This window comes from Pseudomonas sp. D1-1 (genome assembly GCF_051132225.1).
In the GTDB taxonomy this organism is placed as follows: Bacteria; Pseudomonadota; Gammaproteobacteria; order Pseudomonadales; family Pseudomonadaceae; genus Aquipseudomonas.
Window position 1 is genome coordinate 5,868,987 of sequence record NZ_CP071676.1, and the last position, 21,398, is coordinate 5,890,384.

Below are 21,398 nucleotides of genomic sequence, written 5' to 3' on the forward strand. Positions count from 1 at the left end.
GCCGCCCACATCGGAAATCCCATGCAACTGAAAAACCCCATCCTCGGCCTGTGCCAACAGTCCACCTTCATGCTCAGCGCCGCCAAAGTCGATCAATGCCCTGACGACGAAGGCTTCGAAGTGGCCTTTGCCGGGCGTTCCAATGCCGGTAAATCCAGCGCGCTGAACACCCTGACCCATGCGAGCCTGGCACGCACCTCGAAAACCCCGGGCCGCACGCAACTCTTGAACTTCTTCAAGCTAGACGATGAACGCCGTTTGGTCGACCTGCCCGGTTATGGCTACGCCAAAGTGCCGATCCCGCTCAAGCAACATTGGCAGCGTCACCTGGAAGCCTACCTGGGCAGCCGCGAGAGTTTGAAAGGTCTGATCCTGATGATGGACATCCGCCATCCAATGACCGACTTCGACCTGCTGATGCTCGATTGGGCCGTTGCCAGCGGCATGCCGATGCACATCCTGTTGACCAAGGCCGACAAGCTCACCTACGGCGCAGCGAAAAACACCCTGCTCAAAGTGCAGTCGGAAATTCGCAAGGGCTGGGGCGACACGATCACCATCCAGCTGTTCTCCGCGCCCAAGCGCATGGGCCTTGAAGAGGCCTACACGGTGTTGGCGGACTGGATGGAATTAGCGGACAAGGGCAGCGAAGCGGCCGAGTAAGCCAAATCGCAGGCAAAAAAAACCCCGGACTTCGTATGGGGAGGGGGAAGTTCGGGGTCCAAGTTCCGGACCGCTAGGGCGGGGTCCAGATATCTGCCAACACTTAACACAACATAGGAGCATTGAAGGGCTTCACCAGCCATTCAGAATCTCTGAGTAGCAATTCACGGGTTTAGTTCAGATTATTTTTGGTAATAATCGTTGGCATTCTCAGAACTGACGATGCCGTACCTGGGTTTGCAGCGCCTCAACGTGGCATGTATTGGCTGGGCTGACGCCATCGCGAGCAAGCTCGCTCCCACAGTGGGTCGGTGTCGGGCTAGGGTATCCGGCTCAATCCAAACCCGTGTGGGAGCGAGCTTGCTCGCGATGGCAATCTCCCATTAATTGCAAACAGGTCAACCGACACCCAACCCTGAGGTGAGGGGAGCAAGCTCCTCACCACAAAGGCCGTCCACGGGGCTTCGGATCAGTGCGCCTCGTCCCAGTTATTGCCCACGCCAACCTCCACCAGCAGCGGCACGTCCAACGTGGCGGCGGCGCTCATGTGCTGGCGGATTTCCGCGCTCACCTGGTCGACCAGGTCCTCACGAACCTCCAGCACCAATTCGTCGTGCACCTGCAGGATGACTTTCGCATCGAGCCCTGACGTCGCCAGCCAGCCATCGACGGCCACCATGGCTTTCTTGATGATGTCGGCGGCCGTACCCTGCATCGGCGCGTTGATCGCGGTGCGCTCGGCGCCTTTGCGCAGGGCAGGGTTTTTCGCATTGATGTCCGGCAGATACAACCGGCGCCCGAAGATGGTCTCGACGAAGCCTTGCTCGGCGGCCTGGGCGCGGGTGCGCTCCATGTATTCCAGTACCCCCGGGTAGCGCGCGAAGTAGCGGTCGATGTAAGCCTGGGACTGCTTGCGATCGACGCCGATCTGCTTGGCGAGGCCGAACGCGCTCATGCCATAGATCAAGCCGAAGTTGATCGCCTTGGCGCTACGGCGCTGGTCATGGCTGACGGCGTCCAGCTCGACCCCGAATACCTCGGCAGCGGTGGCGCGGTGCACGTCCAGGTCGTTGCGAAACGCATGGAGCAGCCCTGCGTCCTTGGCCAGGTGGGCCATGATCCGCAATTCGATCTGCGAGTAGTCCGCCGCCAGCAGCTTGTAGCCTTTCGGCGCGACGAATGCCTGGCGAATCCGCCGCCCTTCGGCGGTGCGGATCGGGATGTTCTGCAGGTTCGGGTCAATGGATGAAAGACGTCCGGTGGCGGCCACAGCCTGTTGATAAGACGTATGAATGCGCCCGGTGCGGCTGTTGATCTGCTCCGGCAGGCGATCGGTGTAAGTGCTCTTGAGCTTGCTCAGCGAGCGGTACTGCATCAGCACCTTGGGCAGCGGATAATCCTGCTCGGCCAGTTCGGCGAGCACCGCTTCGGCAGTCGATGCCTGGCCCTTGGCGGTTTTGCTGAGCACCGGCAAACCGAGTTTTTCGTAAAGGATCACGCCCAGTTGCTTCGGTGAGCCGAGGTTGAATTCCTCACCGGCGATGGCAAATGCCTCACGCTCCAGTGCAACCAGCTTCTCGCCCAGCTCGACACTCTGGACGCCCAGCAGGTTGGCATCGACCAACGCCCCTTGGCGCTCGATACGCGCCAGGACCGGCATCAACGGCATTTCGATCTCGTTGAGCACCTTGCCCAGGCTTGGCGTGACGGCGAGTTTTTCCTGCAAGGCCTGGTGCAGGCGGAAGGTCACGTCAGCATCCTCAGCGGCGTATGGGCCGGCAAGTTCGAGGGAGATCTGATCGAAACTCAGCTGCTTGACGCCTTTGCCGGCAATATCCTGGATATCGGTCTTGCTTTGCCCAAGGTATTTCAGCGCCAGGCTGTCCATGTCGTGACGAGTTGCCGTGGAATCGAGCACATAGGATTCAAGCATGGTGTCGAAAGCGATGCCCTGCACCAGGATGCCGTTGTTCTGATCACCACCGATAGCGCAATTGGCCAGGATGTTGATTTCAAATTTGGCATGCTGGCCGACCTTGAGCTTGTCCGGGTTTTCCAGCAATGGCTTGAGCGCCTTGAGCACGGTGTCGCGGTCCAGTTGCTCCGGCACGCCCATGTAGGAATGCGTCAGCGGCACGTAAGCCGCTTCAAACGGCGCAACCGCGAATGACAACCCCACCAGTTGCGAGTGCTGGGCGTCGCCACCGTTGGTTTGCGTGACCAGGGAAAACAGCGGCGCCTTTTCAAGCTTGGCCAGCCAGGCGTCGAAGCTCGCCTGGTCGAGGATAAGGTCATACCGCTTCTCGACGCCCGCCGCCGGCTCATCAGCGATTTCAACGATTTCCTGCCCGGCACGCTTGGCGTCGCGCTGGTTTTCTTCGAACCAGCTCTTGAATTCCAGCAGGGTGTACAGCTCGGCGAGCTTTTCGTGATCCGGCGTGCCCATCTGCAAGTCGTCGAGGCCGATATCCAGGGGGACGTCGGTCTTGATTGTCGCCAGCTCGTAGGAAAGAAACGCCATTTCCTTGTGCTCTTCCAGCTTGGCGGCCAAGGTCTTGGCACCGCGAATCGGCAGCGTGGCAACGATGTCCAGTTGCGCATACAGCTCGGTCAGGCCACCGTTGACGCCCACCAGCAGGCCGGATGCGGTCTTCGGCCCGATGCCCGGAACGCCCGGGATGTTGTCGGACGAATCGCCCATCAATGCCAGATAATCGATGATCTGCTCCGGAGCGACGCCAAACTTCTCCTTCACGCCAGCCACGTCCAGTGAGCTACCGGTCATCGTGTTGACCAAGGTAATGTGCCCATCGACCAGCTGCGCCATGTCCTTGTCGCCGGTGGAAATCACCACCGGGCGGTCGGCCGCGGCGCTGCTGCGGGCCAGGGTGCCGATCACGTCGTCGGCTTCGACGTTGTCCACGCACAACAAGGGGAAGCCCAGGGCCTTTACGCTGGCGTGCAGCGGCTCGATCTGCACGCGCATGTCGTCGGGCATGCTCGGGCGATTGGCCTTGTATTCGGCGTACAACGCATCGCGAAACGTCCCACCCTTCGCGTCGAAGACCACCGCGAACGGGCTGTCCGGATACTGCTTGCGCAGGCTCTTGAGCATGTTCAGCACGCCCTTTACCGCACCGGTCGGCAGGCCTTTGGACGTGGTCAGCGGTGGCAGCGCGTGAAAGGCGCGGTACAGATAAGAAGAACCGTCCACCAGGACGAGGGGGGCTTGGCTCATGAGCAGGATCAACCTTTTCGGCGGGTCCGGGGCTAGAATAGCGGGACCGTTGACGACAAAGGGACAAGGTTATCATGCGTACACTAAATCGCCTGTTACTGGCTGGCTTGTTTGCATTCACACCGTTGGCCGTCATGGCGGCGGATGACGCTCCTTCGGCGGACCCGGATGTCACCATCCGCACCGAAGGCGACAGAACCATTCAGGAATATCGGCAAAACGGCTTTTTGTATGCGATCAAGGTCACGCCCAAGAACGGCAAGCCTTATTTCCTGGTACGCGCCGACGGCACTGATGCAAATTTCATTCGTTCGGACCAGCCGGATATGCTGATCCCTTCGTGGAAAATTTTTGAGTGGTGATACCGCTCGCGACTTCAACCGGCGCCCGCTGAAGGGCGCCCGTACTGGCAGTTCTAACCATGTCTGTGTTCACGCCCCTGGCTCGGCCCGAGCTGGAAACCTTTCTTGCCCCTTACGGGCTCGGCCGCCTGCTTGATTTCCAGGGGATCGCCGCCGGCAGCGAAAACACCAATTTTTTCATCAGCCTGGAACAGGGCGAGTTCGTCCTGACGCTGGTCGAGCGCGGCCCGGTGCAGGAGATGCCGTTCTTCATCGAACTGCTGGACGTGCTGCACGGCGCCAATTTGCCGGTGCCTTACGCCTTGCGCACCACCGAGGGGGTCGCACTGAGGGAACTGGCCGGCAAACCGGCGCTGCTGCAACCGCGCCTGGCCGGCAAGCACGTCAAGCAGGCCAACGCCCAGCATTGCGCCCAGGTTGGTGAATTACTTGCGCACCTGCACCTGGCGACCCGCGACAACATGATCAAGCGCAAGACCGACCGTGGCCTGGACTGGATGCAGGAGGAGGGCGCCACGCTGTTGTCACACCTCGACGCCGATGCCCGTCAGTTGCTGGAGGCGGCACTGGACGAAATCACCGTGCAGAAAATCGGCATCCTCGCGCTGCCCCGCGCCAACATCCATGCCGACCTGTTCCGCGACAACGCGATGTTCGAAGGCACCCACCTGACCGGGTTGATCGACTTCTACAACGCCTGTTCCGGGCCGATGCTGTATGACGTCGCCATTGCACTGAATGACTGGTGTTCGGATGACGAAGGCATGCTCGATGGCCCGCGGGCGCGAGCGTTGCTTGGCGCTTATGCGGCGCTGCGGCCGTTCACATCCGCCGAGGCGCAACTATGGCCGACCATGCTGCGCGTGGCGTGCGTGCGGTTCTGGCTGTCGCGGCTGATTGCCGCCGAATCGTTCGCCGGGCAGGATGTGTTGATTCATGATCCGAAGGAATTTCAGCGGCGGCTGGCGCAGCGGCAGAAGGTCAGCACGCTGTTGCCGTTCGCCCTGTAACAGCAAGCTGGCGCGAAGCTGACTGCTCTTGTGGCGAGGGGATTTATCCCCGCTGGGCTGCGCAGCAGCCCCTTGCTTTCTATTGACGGACCGTGGCGGCTGATATTTTTTGGGGGCCGCTTCGCGCCCCAGCGGGGATAAATCCCCTCGCCACAGGTTCGGCGCTCGGCGATGGGTGTTACAACGACTCCAGGCACCCCGCCAGATCATTCCCCAACTTTTCCAGCAATTGCTCATACCCTTGTGCCGTTGCCGGGGTGTAGCCGCCCAGCGCATCCAGTTCGGCCAGCTTCACCGGCAGCCCGGCCACCAGCGTCTCGGCCAGGCGCGGACGCAGCGGCGGTTCGCTGAAAACGCAGGTCTTGCCCACCGCCTGCAAGCGCGTGCGCATCGCCGCCACGTGCTGGGCACCGGGCTGGACCTCGGCGGCCACGGCGAAAACCCCGGCATGCTTGAGGCCGTAGTTGTCCTCGAAATAGTCGAACGCTTCGTGGAACACAAAATACGGCTTGCCTGCGACCCCGGCCAGACGCGCCTTGAGGCGTACGTCCAATGCATCGAGGCGCTGGTTGAAAGCCTTGAGGTTGCTGTCATAGCGGGCCGCGTTCGCCGGATCCGCCGCGCTCAGGTCGGCAGCCATTCTGGCGGCGATCACCCGGGCGTTCAGCGGCGACAGCCACAAGTGGGCATCCACGGTGCCGGGACGATGGTCGTGGTCATGTTCGTCGGCATGCTTCTCGTCCTCGTCCTCGTGGGACGCGCTGTCCTGGGCGAAATGACGCAACTTGAGCCCCGGCAGATCCTGCACGGCGACGGAAGGCTGCGTACGACCATTCAACACACGCGGCAGGAAACCTTCCATGTCTGGGCCGATCCAGTAAAGCAGGTCCACCGATTGCACCTTCCGTACGTCGGATGGACGCAGCGCATAGTGGTGAGGCGAGGCACCAGGGGGCAACAGCACTTCCGGAACGGCCACGCCGTCCTGCACCGCGGCGGCAATCAGTTGCAGCGGCTTGATGCTGGTTAGCACCTTGACGTCGGCCCGGGCCGGGCCAATCAGCAGAAATGTTGCGACAAAAGCGACAAAGAGCGAAAAAATTCGGGACACGATGACCACTCGAAGAGGCGAGAACGGGTAACATAATAACGTCTCTCACTAAACTCGTCGCTGCCCATGCCCATTACCCCCCTTGCCAGTCGTCCCCATGATCACTCCCATTGCGTGCACAGCGCGCTGTCCGAGGCCGACGCCATTTGCGCGCGCCAGGGCCTGCGGCTGACCGCCTTGCGTCGGCGAGTGCTGGAGCTGGTCTGGCAAAGCCACAAGCCGCTGGGTGCCTACGACATCCTCGCGGTACTCAGCGAGCAGGACGGCCGCCGTGCCGCGCCGCCGACAGTCTACCGGGCGCTGGATTTCCTGCTGGAAAACGGCCTGGTACATCGCATTTCTTCGCTGAACGCCTTCGTTGGCTGCAACCATCCGGAGCACGCCCACCAAGGCCAGTTCCTGATCTGCCGCGAATGTCATGCGGCCATCGAGCTGGAACAGAAGTCCATCAGCGACGCGATCGTCGCCAGCGCCAAGGACGTCGGCTTCGTTGTCGACACCCAGACCGTCGAAGTGGTCGGCCTGTGCTCCGGTTGCCAGGGGGCCTGATGAGCAACGCGTTGATCCGCCTCGAACAGGTGGCCGTGACGTTCGCCGGGCAGAGCGTGCTGGACAACATTCACCTGAGCGTCGAACCGGGGCAGATCGTCACCCTGATCGGCCCCAACGGCGCCGGCAAGACCACCCTCGTGCGCGCCGTGCTGGGCCTGCTCAAGCCGGACAGCGGCAGCGTCTGGCGCAAGCCCCGGCTGCGTGTCGGCTACATGCCGCAGAAACTCCACGTCGACCCGACCTTGCCGCTGTCCGTGCTGCGCTTTCTGCGCCTGGTGCCGGGCGTCGACCGCGAGCGAGCCTTGGCGGCGCTGAAGGAAGTCGGCGCCGAGCAAGTGATCGACAGCCCGGTGCAGAGTGTGTCCGGCGGCGAGATGCAGCGTGTATTGCTCGCTCGCGCCCTCTTGCGCGAGCCCGAGCTGCTGGTGCTCGACGAGCCCGTGCAAGGCGTCGATGTGGCGGGACAGGCCGAGCTTTACAGCTTGATCACCCGCCTGCGCGACCGCCACGGCTGCGGGGTATTGATGGTGTCGCACGACCTTCACCTGGTGATGAGCACCACCGACCAGGTGGTCTGTCTCAACCGTCACGTCTGCTGCTCCGGGCATCCCGAGCAAGTCAGTGGCGATCCGGCCTTTGTCGAATTGTTCGGAAAAAACGCACAAAGCCTGGCGATTTATCACCACCATCATGACCATTCCCATGACCTGCACGGTTCGGTGGTCAACGCTCCTTCTGCTTCCAATCATGTTCATGGAGACGGCTGCAAGCATGGCTGATTTTCTGTTGTACGCCCTGCTTGCAGGTTTGGCGCTGGCGCTGGTGGCCGGCCCCTTGGGCTCGTTCGTGGTCTGGCGGCGCATGGCCTATTTCGGCGACACCTTGTCCCACGCGGCGCTGCTCGGCGTGGCCATGGGGTTTCTGCTGGACGTCAGCCCCGCCATCGCGGTGACCGTGGGTTGCCTGCTGCTCGCAGTGGTGCTGGTGACCTTGCAACAGCGCCAGCCGCTGGCGTCCGACACCCTGCTGGGCATCCTGGCTCCCAGCACGCTGTCCCTCGGGCTGGTGGTGCTCAGCTTCATGCGCGACGTGCGGATCGATCTGATGGCCTATCTGTTCGGCGATCTGCTGGCGATCAGTCCGATGGACCTGGCCTGGATCCTCGGCGGTAGCGCGGCGGTATTGCTGTTGCTCGTGGCGCTGTGGCGTCCGTTGCTGGCGGTTACCGTCCATGAGGAACTGGCACGGGTCGAGGGCCTGCCCGTGGTGGGCCTGCGATTGGCGCTGATGCTGTTGATCGCAGTGGTGATTGCCGTGGCGATGAAGATCGTCGGTGTATTGCTGATTACTTCATTGCTGATCATTCCGGCGGCTGCGGCACAGCGTCACGCCCGCTCACCGGAGCAGATGGCCTTGGGCGCAAGCCTGCTGGGCATGCTCGCGGTGTGTGGCGGGCTGGCGTTGTCGTGGTTCAAGGACACTCCGGCCGGACCGTCGATCGTGGTCAGCGCGGCGGCGTTGTTTCTGCTGAGTTTTGTCCTGCCCCGTCGAGGGGTGTAGACTTGCTCGCTTTTTGCGCAATTAGAGAGTCGCAGGAATGAAGCCGTTCGCCTCCCGTTATCTGCTCCTTGTCGCGTTTTCCCTGCTGCTGGGCGCCTGCCAGAGCACGCCGCCGACCGTCGAAACCCCGGACACCCGGGGCCCGGCCATCGCGCAGCTCGAACAGAGCCTGGCCAGCAATGAACTGGCCACCGCAGAAGGTCAGCTGGCCGCGTTGCAAGCCCAGACGCCTGAAGATCCGTCGCTGGAGCCTTACCAGCGGCAACTGGCCGAGGCGTACTTGCGCCGCAGCCAGATCGACCTGCAAAAGGGCGATGTAAACGCGGCCGCCACCGCCCTGAGCCGGGCTCGCGCGCTGATGCCAAAAGCGCCGGCACTTACCGGCGAAGTGAACAGTGCGATCGCCCAGGCCCGCAAGGCCGAGCTGGAAAAAGCCGAAGCCGCCCTCCAGGCCGCCGAAGCCAAGCCAGTTGCAAAGGTGATCGACCCGAGTGCGCAGAGCACCACGGTTGCGCTGAATATCGGCGATATCCAGAAAATGCGTCATCAATTGGACGCTATCGCCGCCGATGTGGTGAATTACCAGTGCGACGTCAGCATCCAGGCCCCGCGCACCGATGATTACCCTTGGTTGGCGACATTGCTGACCAAGCGGGTCAAGAAACTCGATCCCGGGTTTGATCTGAAACTGCAGAAGCAGATCTTGCGTAGCGTGCCGGCGCAAGTGGTTCTGACTCCGCGTAAGCTCTGAAAGCTTCGCGAGCAGGCTCGCTCCCAAATGGGTGTTGTGATCGACACATATCCCTGTGGGAGCGAGCCTGCTCGCGAAGGCGTCCTACCAAACAACAAATCTCTTCAGGCTGGAATAGCCTTGGCCTTAGGCTCCCGCGCCCAAACCCGATGCTGGGCAATCGCGTCAAAAAACGCCTGGAACTTGCCCGCATCAGCGTCCGGAATCAGCCCCGCATCCGCCTCCAGCTTCAACAACACCAGCAACTGTCGCGCTTCGCCATGCAGCGCGATGGCCTTCAGGTGCTTGTAGGCCTCCAACAGGTAATGCAACGCCACGCCATCGGCGCTCAGCGCCTTGATCGACTCCACCCCGCCCGGCACGAACACCGCGTCAAAGGCAATCGACGGCAAGCCTTCCATGGACGCATCCACCGGCAGCGTTTGCCCAGCAGCGGTGGTCACCGGCGCGGAGGTTGGGCCGAGGATTTTCGCGTGGGCCCCTTCGGCTTCCAGTGCCTGCTTGAGCGCATCAATGATTGTCCCCTCGACGCCATTGGCCACCAACACCGCGACCTTGCGGGTCTTGATGTCGCCGGACAGCAGATTGGCCTGGCTCAACGCCGGGGACTGCTCCAGGGAAGGCGTCGGAACATCGACCGTACCGGCAGTGGGAGCCGGCAAGCCGAGGTTCTTCGCAACTCGCCCGGCCAGTTCCAGATCGATGTTGGCGAGAATCTCGTTCACCTGCCGCGCCCTGATGAACTCGCGTTCCACTTTGCCCAGTTCGAAGCTGTACGCCGCGATGATGTGCTCTTGCTCGTGGGGGCTCATGCTCTTGTAGAACAACCGCGCCTGGGAGAAATGATCGCCGAACGAATCGCTGCGCTGGCGGATCTTGTGGGCGTCGATGCGCTCCGGATAACTTTCGAAACCACCATCCTGCGGACCGGGCGGGGTTTCCTTCGGCCAGCCGCCATCGATGGAGTTCGGCTCGTAGGACGCGCGCCCCTTGTCGATAGTGGTGCGGTGCATGGCATCACGCTGGCCGTTGTGCACCGGGGTGATGGCGCGGTTGATCGGCAACTCGTGAAAGTTCGGCCCACCAAGTCGGCTGATCTGCGTATCGGTGTAGGAAAACAGCCGGCCTTGCAGCAACGGGTCGTTACTGAAATCAATGCCCGGCACGATATGTCCGGGGCAGAAGGCAACCTGCTCGACTTCGGCGAAGAAGTTGTCCGGGTTGCGGTTCAACACCATCTTGCCCAGCGGCGTGATGGGCACCAGCTCTTCGGGGATGATCTTGGTCGGGTCGAGCAGGTCGAAGTCGAACTTGTGCTCGTCCTCCTCGGCGACGATCTGTACGCCAAATTCCCATTCGGGGTAGTCGCCCATCTCGATCGACTCCCAGAGATCGCGACGGTGGTAATCAGTGTCCTTGCCCGCGAGCTTCTGGGCTTCGTCCCATACCAGGGAACACGTCCCGGCCTTGGGCCGCCAGTGGAACTTGACGAAGCTGCTGCGGCCTTCGGCGTTGATCATGCGGAAGCTGTGCACGCCGAAACCCTGCATGGAGCGCAGGCTTTTCGGAATTGCCCGGTCGGACATCGCCCAGATCACCATATGAGCCGACTCCGGTACCAGCGAGACAAAGTCCCAGAAGGTGTCGTGGGCCGATCCGCCGGTGGGGATTTCGTTATGGGGCTCGGGTTTCACCGCATGGACGAAATCCGGAAACTTCACCGCATCCTGGATGAAGAACACCGGCATGTTGTTGCCCACCAGATCGAAGTTGCCTTCGTCGGTGAAGAATTTCACTGCAAAGCCGCGCACGTCCCGCACCGTGTCACCGGAACCCCGTGGGCCCTGCACGGTGGAAAAACGTACAAACACTGGCGTCTTTTTACCTGGGTCCTGCAGGAAACCGGCCTTGGTCAAGGCCGCATGCGATTCGTAGGCCTGAAAATAGCCATGGGCACCGGTCCCTCGGGCGTGAACGATGCGCTCGGGAATACGTTCATGGTCAAAATGCGTGATTTTCTCACGCATGATGAAGTCTTCCAGCAACGACGGCCCACGCGGCCCGACGCGGAGGGTGTTCTGGTTATCGGCGATCTTCACGCCCTGGTTGGTGCGCAAGGCCTGTTCGGTGGCATCGGAGCGAAACTGCTCGAGGCTCTCCAGCTTGGCGTTGGTATTGCTGCGATCCAGCGTGTCGGTCCCGGCCATCTGGCTGGGGGCGGCAGGTTTTTTAGTGCTCATCAGGCATGACTCCTCGTTGCGATCCCCGCCGTGGCCAGGACCCGTGAGTTCGATGCGCCAGGCACGGTACCTGGGCATATGTGGAGGTGCCTAATGAGTGACCGATACCGTTTCGCTGTGTTCCTTTTTTATGTCCTTTGATCGCCTTATTGCCAAATCGCTGGTTCAATCTCAAATAAATGCTAAGAACCTCTATACGGACAGGCTAAAATGCGCGCCCGGCTTACCGCTGATCCTTTTCCACCGCGCCCCACAAGGTTCGCTACGTGATCGAGTTTCAAAACGTCCATAAAACCTACCGGGTTGCCGGTAGGGATATCCCCGCGCTGCACCCGACCAGTCTGACCATCCAGAACGGTCAGGTCTTCGGCCTGATCGGTCATTCCGGTGCGGGAAAAAGTACCCTGCTGCGCCTGATCAATCGCCTGGAAGATTCCAGCGGCGGCAAGATCATCGTCGACGGCGAAGAAGTCACCGCCCTGGACGCCAACGGCCTGCGCCGTTTTCGCCAGCAGGTCGGGATGATTTTCCAGCACTTCAATCTGCTCGCGTCCAAGACCGTGGCCGACAACGTGGCCATGCCACTGACGCTGGCGGGCGAACTGTCCCGCAGCGATATCGACCGCCGCGTCGCCGAATTGCTGGCGCGGGTAGGGCTGTCCGACCACGCCCGCAAATACCCGGCGCAGTTGTCCGGCGGCCAGAAGCAGCGCGTCGGCATCGCCCGCGCCCTGGCAACCAAGCCGAAGATCCTGTTGTGCGACGAAGCCACCAGCGCGCTCGACCCACAGACCACCGCCTCGGTGCTGCAACTGCTGGCGGAGATCAACCGTGAGCTGAAGCTGACCATCGTGCTGATCACCCATGAAATGGATGTGATCCGGCGTGTCTGCGATGAGGTCGCGGTGATGGACGCCGGGGTGATCGTCGAGCAAGGCCCGGTGGCCGAGGTGTTCCTGCACCCCAAGCATCCGACCACCAAGCGTTTCGTCCAGGAAGACGAGCAGATCGACGAAAGCGAACAGCGCGACGACTTCGCTCACGTCCCAGGGCGCATCGTGCGTCTGACATTCCAGGGCGAAGCGACCTACGCGCCGTTACTTGGAACCGTCGCCCGCGAAACCGGTGTGGACTACAGCATCCTGGCCGGTCGTATCGACCGCATCAAAGACACCCCCTACGGGCAACTGACCCTCGCCATCACCGGCGGTGACATGGAAGCGGCCTTCGCCCGCTTCACCGCGGCCGATGTCCACATGGAGGTGCTGCGCTGATGGAATTTTTTGCAAACATCGACTGGCTGGAAATCTGGCTGGCAACCGGCGACACCTTCCTGATGCTGTTCGGTTCGCTGCTGTTCACCGTACTGCTCGGCCTGCCGCTGGGCGTGTTGCTGTTTCTCTGCAGCCCGCGCCAATTGCTTGAAGCCCGGGGCCTCTACGCGCTGCTGTCGCTGATGGTGAACATCCTGCGTTCGCTGCCATTCATCATCCTGTTGATCGTGATGATCCCGTTCACGGTGTTGATCACCGGCACGTCGTTGGGCGTGGCCGGCGCGATCCCGCCACTGGTGGTCGGTGCGACGCCGTTCTTCGCCCGCTTGGTGGAAACCGCCCTGCGCGAAGTCGATCGCGGCATCATCGAAGCGACCCAGGCCATGGGCGCTACCACGCGACAGATCATCGTCAACGCATTGCTGCCGGAAGCCCGTCCGGGCATTTTCGCAGCGATTACGGTGACAGCGATTACTTTGGTGTCCTACACGGCCATGGCCGGTGTGGTCGGCGCTGGTGGCCTGGGCGACCTGGCGATCCGCTTCGGCTACCAGCGTTTCCAGACCGACGTGATGGTGGTCACGGTGGTGTTGCTGCTGGTGCTGGTCCAGGTCCTGCAAACCGTGGGCGACAAACTGGTTGTGCATTTCTCTAGAAAATAAGGCCTCGCGCCAATAAACCATGAGCCGGCCATTCGCTGGCAGGCGCCAAGAGCAGGCGCCTCAAAAGGAGTTAGCTGAATGAAAAAACTACTGGTCGCCTTCGCTGCCGCCGCAGCGTTCTCCGCACACGCCGACACCCTGACCGTCGCGGCCACGCCGGTTCCTCACGCGGAAATCCTCGAGTTCGTCAAACCGGCATTGGCGAAGGAAGGCGTGGACCTCAAGGTCAAGGTCTTCACCGACTACGTCCAGCCCAACGTACAAGTCGCCGAAAAGCGCCTGGACGCCAACTTCTTCCAGCACCAGCCGTACCTGGATGAGTTCAACAAGGCCAAGGGCACGAATCTGGTGAGCGTAACCGGTGTGCACCTGGAACCCCTGGGCGCGTACTCCAGCAAGTACAAGGCACTTACAGAACTGCCAGGCGGCGCCAATGTCGTGATCCCGAACGATGCTACCAATGGCGGCCGTGCGCTGTTATTGCTGGCCAAAGCAGGGCTGATCAAGCTCAAGGACTCGAACAACATCCTGTCGACTACCAAAGACATCACCGAGAATTCGAAGGATCTGAAGTTCCGTGAGCTGGAAGCGGCAACCATTCCGCGCGTGCTGACTCAAGTGGATCTGGCATTGATCAATACCAACTATGCGTTGGAGGCCAAGCTTGACCCTTCCAAGGATGCGCTGGTGATCGAAGGCAACGACTCGCCTTATGTGAATATTCTGGTAGCCCGTCCGGACGACAAGGACAGCGAGGCCATGAAGAAGCTGGTTGCAGCGCTGCATACGCCGGAAGTTAAGGCGTTTATTCTGGAGAAATACAAAGGCGCGGTTTTACCGGCGTTTTGAGCTGATCGGGTGTGAAAGACGGGACTGCGTGAAAGCGAGGTCCCGTTTTTTTATCTGAAGGCATTGCGCGCAACCTGTCACAGCCATATGGACAATCCCATTCGGCCAATAAGGAAAACCAATAAAAAGAGAAACAAGATACGAATTAATCCACTCCCATAGCGCAAAGCCAAAAAAGTGCCTGTCAGCGCACCCGCCATATTACACACCGCGACCAGTCCACCAATTACCCACAGCACATGACCTGAAGGAATGAAAAATAGCAGCGCCGCGCTAAACGTTCCCAGATTAACCAGTTTTGCTGAAGCGGATGCATTCAGAAAATCGTAGCCAAAATATTTAACGAAAACAAATAACAAAAAACTACCACTGCCGGGTCCAAAAACTCCGTCATAAAATCCAATTATGCCGCCAAAAAAAACCCCAAGGAGCACTTCTTTGGATCCGCATTGAGCGTCCGAGTGAACAAGCCCCAGATCCTTTTTTGCAAATGTATAAACAGCCATTACCACCAATACAAAAAACACAAAATATTCCATGATCGCCTTCGGAACGAGCGAGACGGAAAAAGCACCCAAAAACGAAAATAAAAAAGCCGAGAGCATGGTTGGAAGCATCAGCTTCCAGACGATCTTTATTCTTTTAACGTAACTAAATATAGAAGAAACATTTCCTGCAAGTACAGCGAGCTTATTAGTTCCAAAAACTGTGCTCAGCGAGTGCTGAGGTAATGCATGAAGTAGAGCGGGTACCTGAACCAAACCTCCGCCCCCTACAGCAGCATCGATCATCCCCCCGCAAAAAGCAAAAAATCCCAACGCGCCCATGGCGTATTCAATTTGCATAGAAATTATCCACTCTAGACCTCGTGATTTGGTCCAATTAAAGATTAAAACATTCCAACTTTCAGGCCAATGTAAGCGTAGACGAACAATAGAAGCCATAGACGAGGCTTTCAAGTCGGCGGATTCCGACGTAGTTGTAGGCCAAGGAGCAAGGATGTGTAGCTTGCCGCAAGGATTACGCCAGCGGAAGAATCAGGAGCTTGGTTTCGGCCCGAAAAAAGTCATACACAGGGCCGAATGAACCCTAGGATCCGCTTCATTGTTCTACGACCCTCATGATAAATTCCCCGCCGCGACCTCTAATCAATAGAGGGCATTCAGGGAGAAAAGTGAGTGATCAAGTCTTTGTTGGTTGGGGCATTGCTGGCAATGGCATCAGCATCGGCGTCTGCGATGAGTTGCGATAACCCTAGAAACGCCTATGACAGAACCTATTGCGCGTCGCTGAAAATGGTTCAGTCGGACCAGGAAATCAACGAGCAATACAAGAAGACGATGAGTGCCCTGAACCCGGATCAAAAGAAGAAGGTGAAAGCCGCTCAGATCCAGTGGATCAAGATTCGTGACAACGCCTGTTCCAACGACGGCCTGCTCTACCTGGACTGTGCCAATGAGAAGACCGAGGCGCGTATCGTCATACTCAAGGCTGTCGAGCGCGAGTGCCGCGCTGCCGGTTGCGACGACGCCAAACTGTCGCAAGTCGAGTAACCCGCACACAAAAACCCGACGTAAAGCGTCGGGTTTTTCTTTGGTGGGGTTCGCTCGCTATCGCGGCTCAGCGTTATCCAATGGGCTGCTTCGCAGCCAGCGGGAGCAAGCTCCCTCGCCACGGGGTTGCAGTGTGACGTTTATCTTGGATCAACGTTGTCCAGAACTCGGTTCGCCAGTAATGAGCTCAGCTCGATCAGTTGCTGGACGCCGAGGGCGATGTGGCGGTGTGAGCCTTCCAGATCGAACGCGAGGTTGCTGACCATGGCGTCGGCTGAAGCCAGGGTTTCGCTGAGGTTGGCGAGCAGGCATTCGTTGTCGGTGTCTTGTACGACGGTGAAGAGTTGAGCGGATTGGAGAGCATCTTTCGGTTCTGGTGGCGAGGAGGTGCGGTCCGCCTCAGGCGGATTCGTTGTAGATTTCGACATGAGCTGATACTCCAAGGTTAAGCCACAACCTCTTCCCTACTAAAAGAAGGGTGGCAGCTGTACGCAGGTTAGTAGACCGGGGAGATCAGCATTGCCGGCGCGCCGAAGCGCCCTGCGCACAGCCACCATCAAGTGCAAGGTAGGAATCTACCTCGATGGAGAACTCGTGCATCTTACTGACACAACCTCGAGCTACTAAACCCGACCACTGATGGGCAGTGGCAGGACGACAATAGAACCCGAGGGCAAGGCGCACAAGCCGGCGGATTCTGGCGTAGTTGTAGGTAATGGCGCAAGGATGTGTAGCTTGATGGAAAGATGGCAGAGCGGGAATAAACAGCGCTTTGTTTTGACCTCGATCCCTTGCTCCCGCTGGGCCGGTCCGACGCTTCCGGCGCAGCCGTCGCAACCGAATCACGAGTTTGTCTGTAGGAAAGCGTCGACCTGTTTGGGGCCGCTGCGCAGCCCAGCGGGAGCAAGCTCCCTCGCCACAGGGGGCCGGTTTTAGTCAGGGTAGGGGTGGGAATTATGGGGTTGCTGCGCAACCCAGCGGGGATGAATCCCCTCGCCACGATTTAAAGCTTTGTGAGTGCAGGCGTAATTCGGTTGTTTGCGTTGCTGGCAGGGTGCCACAATCGCGTTTTCTAGCGGCTTCACGATCAGGTGGATCACATGGATGGCCCGAGATCTCGCAATGGCATGGACTTTTGCATAGCCGGACAAGTGCGCACTGACCGACTGCAGCAACTGTTTCGCCAATCCGTTTCCGCGGTGTTTGGTAGTTACCTCGCGGCCATCATGTTGTGTTGGCTGTGTTGGGATCGCTTTGAGCACAGCACGGTTGTGTGGTGGCTGGCCATATTAAGCGGATCGACGCTGCTGCGGATCGCGATGTTCGTTGCCTATTTTCGCAGCGACGAGGTTCAGCGCACGCCTCAACGCTGGGAGCGCAGATACTGGGTCTCGCTGGTGTTGTCCGCGAGCATCTGGGGCGGCGGCGCGCTTGTTTTGATGCCGCAAGATGATCTCCTCTCGCAAGCTCTCGTCATGCTTTTTACCGTGGGGATGACTGTCAGCGCGGTCTCCTGTTACTCCGCCTACCGGGACATGACACTGGTCTCCATTGGCCTTGTGCTGTTTCCGTGCACGGTCTGGCTGCTGTTCCAACCGTCGCCGATTCAAGTCGGCATGGCGCTTTCGATCCTGGTGTTCGCGGCATTTGCTGCCCGCGCCACCCACAAAATGTCCCAGGCACTGGAAACCGCTTTTCGACTCACCCGCGAGATGGAACAGGCGAACAGCATTTCAACCCGCGCCGCACAAACCGATGAACTGACCGGCCTGAAAAGTCGACGGGCTTTTTTCGAGCATGCCCAGCAGCTTTACGACGAATGCAGAACCAACCGGTTGGGGTTGTGCGCCGTCATGTTGGACATGGATCACTTCAAGCACATCAACGACACCTACGGCCATCAGGTCGGGGACCAGGTCCTACGCCAGATGGGCGTGGTCATCAGCTCGTCGTTTCGGGCCACGGATATACACGGTCGGCTCGGTGGGGAAGAGTTCGCCATTCTGCTTCCGGATACGTCCATTGACGTCGCTATAGAAATTGCAGAAGGACTTATCCAGAGTATCGCTGGCTTGATGATCGAGCCTGTCCATCGCATCACCGCCAGCCTTGGCGTGGCGTCGACGGAGGCGAATCACAAGGATCTGCATGGCTTGATGAATAACGCTGATAAGGCGCTGTATCGGGCGAAAGCGCTGGGGCGTAACCAGGTTGCCGTCGCTCACTAGGGTGGTTCGTTCAACCCCGTCATCCTGCTTGTGAATTCCCTTTCTCCAAGGGCCCACCATTGCGCTGGCTCGGCCAGTACCCCTGCCACCTTTGTTCTCTTGGCTCACCCCTCAATTCGCGCGGGCTGGCACCGCTGCGTCGCTTAAAAATAAATTTTCTAATTTATCAATAGCTTAAAGAAATCTGAGAATATTCTCGAAAATTTATCTTGCGCGCTAAGTATTTGGGCGTTAACTTTAGCACCACTGGTTAGCGCACAAACATTTAGCGCAAACCAAACTCAATCAGACCCATCAGGAAAAAAGGAAAGCACCCCATGAACGTTCTCTACACCGCAGTCGCAACCTCCACCGGTGGCCGTGATGGCCGTGCTGTTTCCAGCGACAAGATCCTCGACGTGAAACTGGCCACGCCAAAAGCCCTGGGCGGTGCCGGTGGTGAAGCCACCAATCCTGAGCAGTTGTTCGCAGCCGGCTACTCGGCCTGCTTCATCGGCGCGTTGAAATTTGTCGCCAGCCAAAGCAAACGCAGCATTCCGGCTGACGCCTCGATCACGGCACACGTCGGCATCGGCCAGATCCCTGGCGGTTTCGGTCTGGACATCGACCTGCACATCAGCCTGCCAGGTCTGGATCAAGCCGATGCTCAAGCGCTGGTCGACGCGGCTCACCAGGTTTGCCCGTACTCCAACGCGACCCGCGGCAACGTCGACGTCCGTTTGCACGTCGCCGTCTAACTCACTCATCTACGAATAAATAAGGATCAGGACATGAACACTTTCAGCAAAACACTCGTTGGCTCGCTTCTGGCACTGTCGCTCGGCAATGCGTTCGCGACTTCTTTTGTTCAACCTACATTCGCTGAGGGCGGTTCGGATCGCCTGATCGAAAAACGAATAGCCGAAGGTGGCTCCGATCGTCTTATCGAGAAACGCATAGCCGAAGGCGGCTCCGATCGTCTGATCGAGAAACGCGTAGCCGAAGGTGGCTCCGATCGTCTGATCGAGTTACGGGTAGCCGAAGTTGGCTCGGATCGCCTAGGCGAGAACGGCTAGCCGAAGGGGCTCGGATCCACTGCAAAAAAGGGGTGGGCTGAACCAATCCCTTCAACGTTCCGAAAGTTGGTCAAATCAACCAATGTCGCTTCCAAAAGAAAAAACGCCGCTTCTCTCGGATGAGGAAGCGGCGTTTTTTTGTATGGCGTCATGGGAACCGGAGCAAGGACACTTGCCATGCTTTTGGCAACGCAGCTAAACGATGCTGTCCACCACACCGCCGTCAACTCGCAGCGCCGCTCCGGTGGTGGCCGAGGCCTGTTCCGAGCTGGCGTAGATAATCATGTTGGCGACTTCCTCTACCCGTGCCGCGCGCTGGATGATCGAGGTGCTGCGGTGCTCGTTGACGAAATCTGCCGCGACCTTCTCCAGGCTTTCCCCGCTGCGCTCGACGTCCGCCTGGAGCATCTTGGCAACGCCTTCGGACAGTGTCGGCCCGGGCAATACCGAGTTCACCGTCACGCCCGTTCCCGCGAGGCGTTTGGCCAGGCCGCGAGCGATTGAAAGCTGGGCGGTCTTGGTGAAGCCGTAGTGGATCATGTCGGCCGGAATGTTCACGCCCGACTCCGACGAGACAAACACGATCCGCCCCCAACCACGCTCGACCATGCCCTGCGCGTAGGCCCTGGAAACACGCACACCCGACATCACATTGGTTTCGAAGAAACGCTGCCATTCGCTGTCCGGCGTCTCGAAGAAGTCTTCCTGTTTGAAAATGCCCAGGTTGTTGATGACAATATCGAAGCTTGGATGCCTGGCGATCAACGCCTGGCAGCCAGGTTCGTTGCTGAGATCGCCAACAAAGCCTGTCGCCCTGGAAGCCAGATTGCCCAGGCGCTGCAACGCGTCCTCCACGCTGCTTTCGCTGCGCCCGTTGATGACGACCTGGGCACCGGCTTCCAGAAAACCTTTGGCGGTCGCAAAACCGATGCCGCTGGTGGAACCGGTGACCAATACGTTACGTCCGGTGAAGTCGATGTTCATGAGCGTGACTCCTTCATTGATGGATCAAAGAGGCAAGGCGATATTTTTGGCCGGGCAATACGCCGGCCCCCCGGATATCGCAGGTACTCATCATGGACACGATTGATGATTTGCGCCTGTCCTCAGCTAATGATTGAGAGCGGCGCCGATGCGTTGGAGTTCGTTCGCGATGGTGATGTATGGGTGAATATCTTTTCGCGAGCAGGCTCGCTCCCACCGGTTGATGTTGTGCATATCGATGAAGGGCCGCTGCGCAGCCCAGCGGGAGCAAGCTCCCTCGCCACGGGGAGGGTGGGGACAGTCAGTCATGTGGCGACTGTCAGGGCGCTATCGCGAGCAAGCTCGCTCCCACAGGGTTCGCGGTGCGCCATCCAGAACAGGTTTTCAGTACCACCGCGCCTCGCCCGGCGGGCGTTTCTTGAAGCGTTTCATGCTCCACATGTACTGGCTCGGATAGGCCCGTACATAACGCTCGACCACTTTGCTCATGGCGGCGCAGGCGGTTTCGGTGTCGGTGCTGTACATCTCGTCCGGGGCGGCTTCGAGGATGACTTTGTAGCCGGAGCCGTCCGGCAGGCGCAGGGCGTGGAGGAAGACGCCGACCGCCTTGCCGCCGGCGAGCATGTTCGGCACGAACTTGCTGGTCAGGGCCTGGGTGGCGAAGAAGGGCACGAAGATGCCGGCGGATTCGGACGGCTCCGGATCGGCGGGGATCCCCACCTGGCCGCCCTTGCGCACTTCCTTGATGACGCTGAGGATGCCTTCCTTGGTAGACGCCGCGACCTTGTTGCCCAGTTGCACGCGTTGCTTCTGCAGCAACTCATCCACCGCCTTGAGCTTGGGCGGGCGGTAGAAGATGATCGGTTTGCACTGGCTGCAATAGAAGTGATTGAGCACTTCCCAATTGCCCAGGTGGCTGGTGATGCCGACCACGCCTTTGCCCGAGGCCAGCGCTTCTTTCAACACCTCCAGGCCTTCGACTTCGCGCACCAGTTCGATGGAGCGCTGGGCCGGCCAGATCCAGGCACAGGCGCTTTCGGTCAGGGATTTGCCAATGTCCTTGAGGCTCTGGCCTACCAGGCGCTCGCGCTCGGCCGGGTCCATCTCGGGGAAACACTTGGCGAGGTTGATCCGCACCACGTCGCGGGAACGGTTGGGTAATTTCCACATGAGCCAGCCAATGGCCGAGCCCACCGCCTGCACCGCTCGCCAAGGGAGCAGCGCAAACAACCGCAGAGCGCCGACCAGCAAGGCGCCTTTCAACTTATCCACAGGTCACTCCTGAATTCATGGGCCGTGTTGCGAG

General features: G+C 59.7%; 21 protein-coding genes. 14 read left to right on the forward strand and 7 right to left on the reverse strand.

The genetic code is table 11. The features are described 5' to 3' along the window. The first annotated feature begins 21 nt into the window (after positions 1 to 21). Positions 22 to 663: a ribosome biogenesis GTP-binding protein YihA/YsxC gene (yihA, locus tag J3P86_RS26610; RefSeq protein ID WP_025211089.1), complete on the forward strand. Its 642-nt coding sequence runs from the start codon at positions 22 to 24 to the stop codon at positions 661 to 663. A 469-nt stretch (positions 664 to 1,132) separates the two neighbouring features. Here yihA and polA read toward each other — a convergent pair whose 3' ends face one another. After that, positions 1,133 to 3,901 (reverse strand): DNA polymerase I, encoded by a 2,769-nt coding sequence (gene polA / locus J3P86_RS26615; RefSeq protein WP_434699167.1) that lies wholly within the window; start codon positions 3,899 to 3,901, stop codon positions 1,133 to 1,135. A gap of 74 nt (positions 3,902 to 3,975) precedes the next feature. On the opposite strand from polA, the gene J3P86_RS26620 reads away from it, so the two are divergent. Both J3P86_RS26620 and J3P86_RS26625 read left to right on the forward strand, forming a co-directional pair. Beyond that, positions 3,976 to 4,263 (forward strand): DUF2782 domain-containing protein, encoded by a 288-nt coding sequence (locus J3P86_RS26620; protein ID WP_122567709.1) that lies wholly within the window; start codon positions 3,976 to 3,978, stop codon positions 4,261 to 4,263. 59 nt (positions 4,264 to 4,322) lie between these two features. Continuing rightward, positions 4,323 to 5,273: a homoserine kinase gene (locus J3P86_RS26625; RefSeq protein WP_434626929.1), complete on the forward strand. Its 951-nt coding sequence runs from the start codon at positions 4,323 to 4,325 to the stop codon at positions 5,271 to 5,273. Positions 5,274 to 5,451: 178 nt separating this feature from the next. Here J3P86_RS26625 and znuA read toward each other — a convergent pair whose 3' ends face one another. Continuing rightward, positions 5,452 to 6,384, reverse strand: a complete 933-nt coding sequence (znuA, locus tag J3P86_RS26630) for a zinc ABC transporter substrate-binding protein ZnuA (protein ID WP_434626927.1) — start codon at positions 6,382 to 6,384, stop codon at positions 5,452 to 5,454. 66 nt (positions 6,385 to 6,450) lie between these two features. On the opposite strand from znuA, the gene zur reads away from it, so the two are divergent. Genes zur through J3P86_RS26650 form a run of 4 tightly spaced genes read left to right on the forward strand, consistent with a single transcriptional unit; the run spans position 6,451 to position 9,247 of the window. Next, positions 6,451 to 6,933, forward strand: a complete 483-nt coding sequence (gene zur / locus J3P86_RS26635) for a zinc uptake transcriptional repressor Zur (RefSeq protein ID WP_053126886.1) — start codon at positions 6,451 to 6,453, stop codon at positions 6,931 to 6,933. Next, the gene (gene znuC / locus J3P86_RS26640; RefSeq protein WP_434699168.1) at positions 6,933 to 7,715 is read left to right on the forward strand and encodes a zinc ABC transporter ATP-binding protein ZnuC; all 783 of its coding nucleotides are present in this window, start codon (positions 6,933 to 6,935) and stop codon (positions 7,713 to 7,715) included. Before zur ends, znuC begins: the two co-directional genes overlap by 1 nt. Then, a complete protein-coding gene (gene znuB, locus J3P86_RS26645; protein WP_249876777.1) occupies positions 7,708 to 8,496 on the forward strand; it encodes a zinc ABC transporter permease subunit ZnuB in 789 nt (262 codons plus the stop codon). The genes znuC and znuB overlap by 8 nt, the downstream gene beginning before the upstream one ends. 37 nt (positions 8,497 to 8,533) lie before the next feature. Then, positions 8,534 to 9,247: a PA5502 family lipoprotein gene (locus tag J3P86_RS26650; RefSeq protein ID WP_434626921.1), complete on the forward strand. Its 714-nt coding sequence runs from the start codon at positions 8,534 to 8,536 to the stop codon at positions 9,245 to 9,247. Positions 9,248 to 9,351: 104 nt separating this feature from the next. Here J3P86_RS26650 and katE read toward each other — a convergent pair whose 3' ends face one another. Next, positions 9,352 to 11,487 (reverse strand): catalase HPII, encoded by a 2,136-nt coding sequence (katE, locus tag J3P86_RS26655; RefSeq protein WP_434699169.1) that lies wholly within the window; start codon positions 11,485 to 11,487, stop codon positions 9,352 to 9,354. A gap of 266 nt (positions 11,488 to 11,753) precedes the next feature. On the opposite strand from katE, the gene J3P86_RS26660 reads away from it, so the two are divergent. From J3P86_RS26660 to J3P86_RS26670, 3 genes are all read left to right on the forward strand, one after another. Next, positions 11,754 to 12,761, forward strand: a complete 1,008-nt coding sequence (locus tag J3P86_RS26660; RefSeq protein WP_434570734.1) for a methionine ABC transporter ATP-binding protein — start codon at positions 11,754 to 11,756, stop codon at positions 12,759 to 12,761. Further along, positions 12,761 to 13,423 carry a methionine ABC transporter permease gene (locus J3P86_RS26665; protein ID WP_434654541.1) on the forward strand — a complete coding sequence of 221 codons (663 nt, stop codon included), beginning with the start codon at positions 12,761 to 12,763 and terminating at the stop codon, positions 13,421 to 13,423. The genes J3P86_RS26660 and J3P86_RS26665 overlap by 1 nt, the downstream gene beginning before the upstream one ends. Before the next feature lie 78 nt (positions 13,424 to 13,501). Continuing rightward, positions 13,502 to 14,272 (forward strand): MetQ/NlpA family ABC transporter substrate-binding protein, encoded by a 771-nt coding sequence (locus J3P86_RS26670; protein ID WP_434699170.1) that lies wholly within the window; start codon positions 13,502 to 13,504, stop codon positions 14,270 to 14,272. A 77-nt stretch (positions 14,273 to 14,349) separates the two neighbouring features. Here J3P86_RS26670 and J3P86_RS26675 read toward each other — a convergent pair whose 3' ends face one another. Then, complete coding sequence (locus J3P86_RS26675) at positions 14,350 to 15,117, reverse strand: sulfite exporter TauE/SafE family protein (RefSeq protein ID WP_434699171.1); 768 nt, start codon at positions 15,115 to 15,117, stop codon at positions 14,350 to 14,352. Between the two features lie 333 nt (positions 15,118 to 15,450). Here J3P86_RS26675 and J3P86_RS26680 point away from each other — a divergent pair, with 333 nt between their 5' ends. Continuing rightward, a complete protein-coding gene (locus tag J3P86_RS26680; protein WP_305497763.1) occupies positions 15,451 to 15,825 on the forward strand; it encodes a lysozyme inhibitor LprI family protein in 375 nt (124 codons plus the stop codon). A 140-nt stretch (positions 15,826 to 15,965) separates the two neighbouring features. On the opposite strand, the gene J3P86_RS26685 is transcribed toward J3P86_RS26680, so the two are convergent. Continuing rightward, positions 15,966 to 16,253, reverse strand: coding sequence for a DUF6124 family protein (locus J3P86_RS26685; RefSeq protein WP_434626912.1), 288 nt, complete (start codon positions 16,251 to 16,253; stop codon positions 15,966 to 15,968). Between the two features lie 672 nt (positions 16,254 to 16,925). Between J3P86_RS26685 and J3P86_RS26690 the strand changes: the two genes are divergently transcribed. The 3 genes from J3P86_RS26690 (at position 16,926) to J3P86_RS26700 (ending at position 19,108) form a co-directional block, all read left to right on the forward strand. Continuing rightward, complete coding sequence (locus J3P86_RS26690) at positions 16,926 to 18,053, forward strand: diguanylate cyclase (protein ID WP_434626910.1); 1,128 nt, start codon at positions 16,926 to 16,928, stop codon at positions 18,051 to 18,053. 317 nt (positions 18,054 to 18,370) lie between these two features. Then, the gene (locus J3P86_RS26695; RefSeq protein WP_434559736.1) at positions 18,371 to 18,790 is read left to right on the forward strand and encodes an organic hydroperoxide resistance protein; all 420 of its coding nucleotides are present in this window, start codon (positions 18,371 to 18,373) and stop codon (positions 18,788 to 18,790) included. Positions 18,791 to 18,823: 33 nt separating this feature from the next. Beyond that, positions 18,824 to 19,108 carry a hypothetical protein gene (locus J3P86_RS26700; RefSeq protein WP_434699172.1) on the forward strand — a complete coding sequence of 95 codons (285 nt, stop codon included), beginning with the start codon at positions 18,824 to 18,826 and terminating at the stop codon, positions 19,106 to 19,108. A 195-nt stretch (positions 19,109 to 19,303) separates the two neighbouring features. Here the strand turns inward: J3P86_RS26700 and J3P86_RS26705 are convergent, their stop codons facing one another. Further along, on the reverse strand, positions 19,304 to 20,092 hold the full coding sequence (locus tag J3P86_RS26705) for an SDR family NAD(P)-dependent oxidoreductase (protein ID WP_434654527.1): 789 nt from the start codon (positions 20,090 to 20,092) through the stop codon (positions 19,304 to 19,306). A gap of 384 nt (positions 20,093 to 20,476) precedes the next feature. Continuing rightward, the gene (locus J3P86_RS26710; RefSeq protein ID WP_198796133.1) at positions 20,477 to 21,364 is read right to left on the reverse strand and encodes a lysophospholipid acyltransferase; all 888 of its coding nucleotides are present in this window, start codon (positions 21,362 to 21,364) and stop codon (positions 20,477 to 20,479) included. Between the last annotated feature and the right edge of the window lie 34 nt (positions 21,365 to 21,398).

Coding starts and splice junctions, on each gene's coding strand:
- yihA (WP_025211089.1), top strand. CDS start 22: ATGCAACTGAAAAACCCCATCCTCGGCCTGTGCCAACAGTCCACCTTC.
- polA (WP_434699167.1), bottom strand. CDS start 3,901: ATGAGCCAAGCCCCCCTCGTCCTGGTGGACGGTTCTTCTTATCTGTAC.
- J3P86_RS26620 (WP_122567709.1), top strand. CDS start 3,976: ATGCGTACACTAAATCGCCTGTTACTGGCTGGCTTGTTTGCATTCACA.
- J3P86_RS26625 (WP_434626929.1), top strand. CDS start 4,323: ATGTCTGTGTTCACGCCCCTGGCTCGGCCCGAGCTGGAAACCTTTCTT.
- zur (WP_053126886.1), top strand. CDS start 6,451: ATGCCCATTACCCCCCTTGCCAGTCGTCCCCATGATCACTCCCATTGC.
- znuC (WP_434699168.1), top strand. CDS start 6,933: ATGAGCAACGCGTTGATCCGCCTCGAACAGGTGGCCGTGACGTTCGCC.
- znuB (WP_249876777.1), top strand. CDS start 7,708: ATGGCTGATTTTCTGTTGTACGCCCTGCTTGCAGGTTTGGCGCTGGCG.
- J3P86_RS26650 (WP_434626921.1), top strand. CDS start 8,534: ATGAAGCCGTTCGCCTCCCGTTATCTGCTCCTTGTCGCGTTTTCCCTG.
- katE (WP_434699169.1), bottom strand. CDS start 11,487: ATGAGCACTAAAAAACCTGCCGCCCCCAGCCAGATGGCCGGGACCGAC.
- J3P86_RS26665 (WP_434654541.1), top strand. CDS start 12,761: ATGGAATTTTTTGCAAACATCGACTGGCTGGAAATCTGGCTGGCAACC.
- J3P86_RS26670 (WP_434699170.1), top strand. CDS start 13,502: ATGAAAAAACTACTGGTCGCCTTCGCTGCCGCCGCAGCGTTCTCCGCA.
- J3P86_RS26675 (WP_434699171.1), bottom strand. CDS start 15,117: ATGCAAATTGAATACGCCATGGGCGCGTTGGGATTTTTTGCTTTTTGC.
- J3P86_RS26685 (WP_434626912.1), bottom strand. CDS start 16,253: ATGTCGAAATCTACAACGAATCCGCCTGAGGCGGACCGCACCTCCTCG.
- J3P86_RS26690 (WP_434626910.1), top strand. CDS start 16,926: ATGGATGGCCCGAGATCTCGCAATGGCATGGACTTTTGCATAGCCGGA.
- J3P86_RS26695 (WP_434559736.1), top strand. CDS start 18,371: ATGAACGTTCTCTACACCGCAGTCGCAACCTCCACCGGTGGCCGTGAT.
- J3P86_RS26700 (WP_434699172.1), top strand. CDS start 18,824: ATGAACACTTTCAGCAAAACACTCGTTGGCTCGCTTCTGGCACTGTCG.
- J3P86_RS26705 (WP_434654527.1), bottom strand. CDS start 20,092: ATGAACATCGACTTCACCGGACGTAACGTATTGGTCACCGGTTCCACC.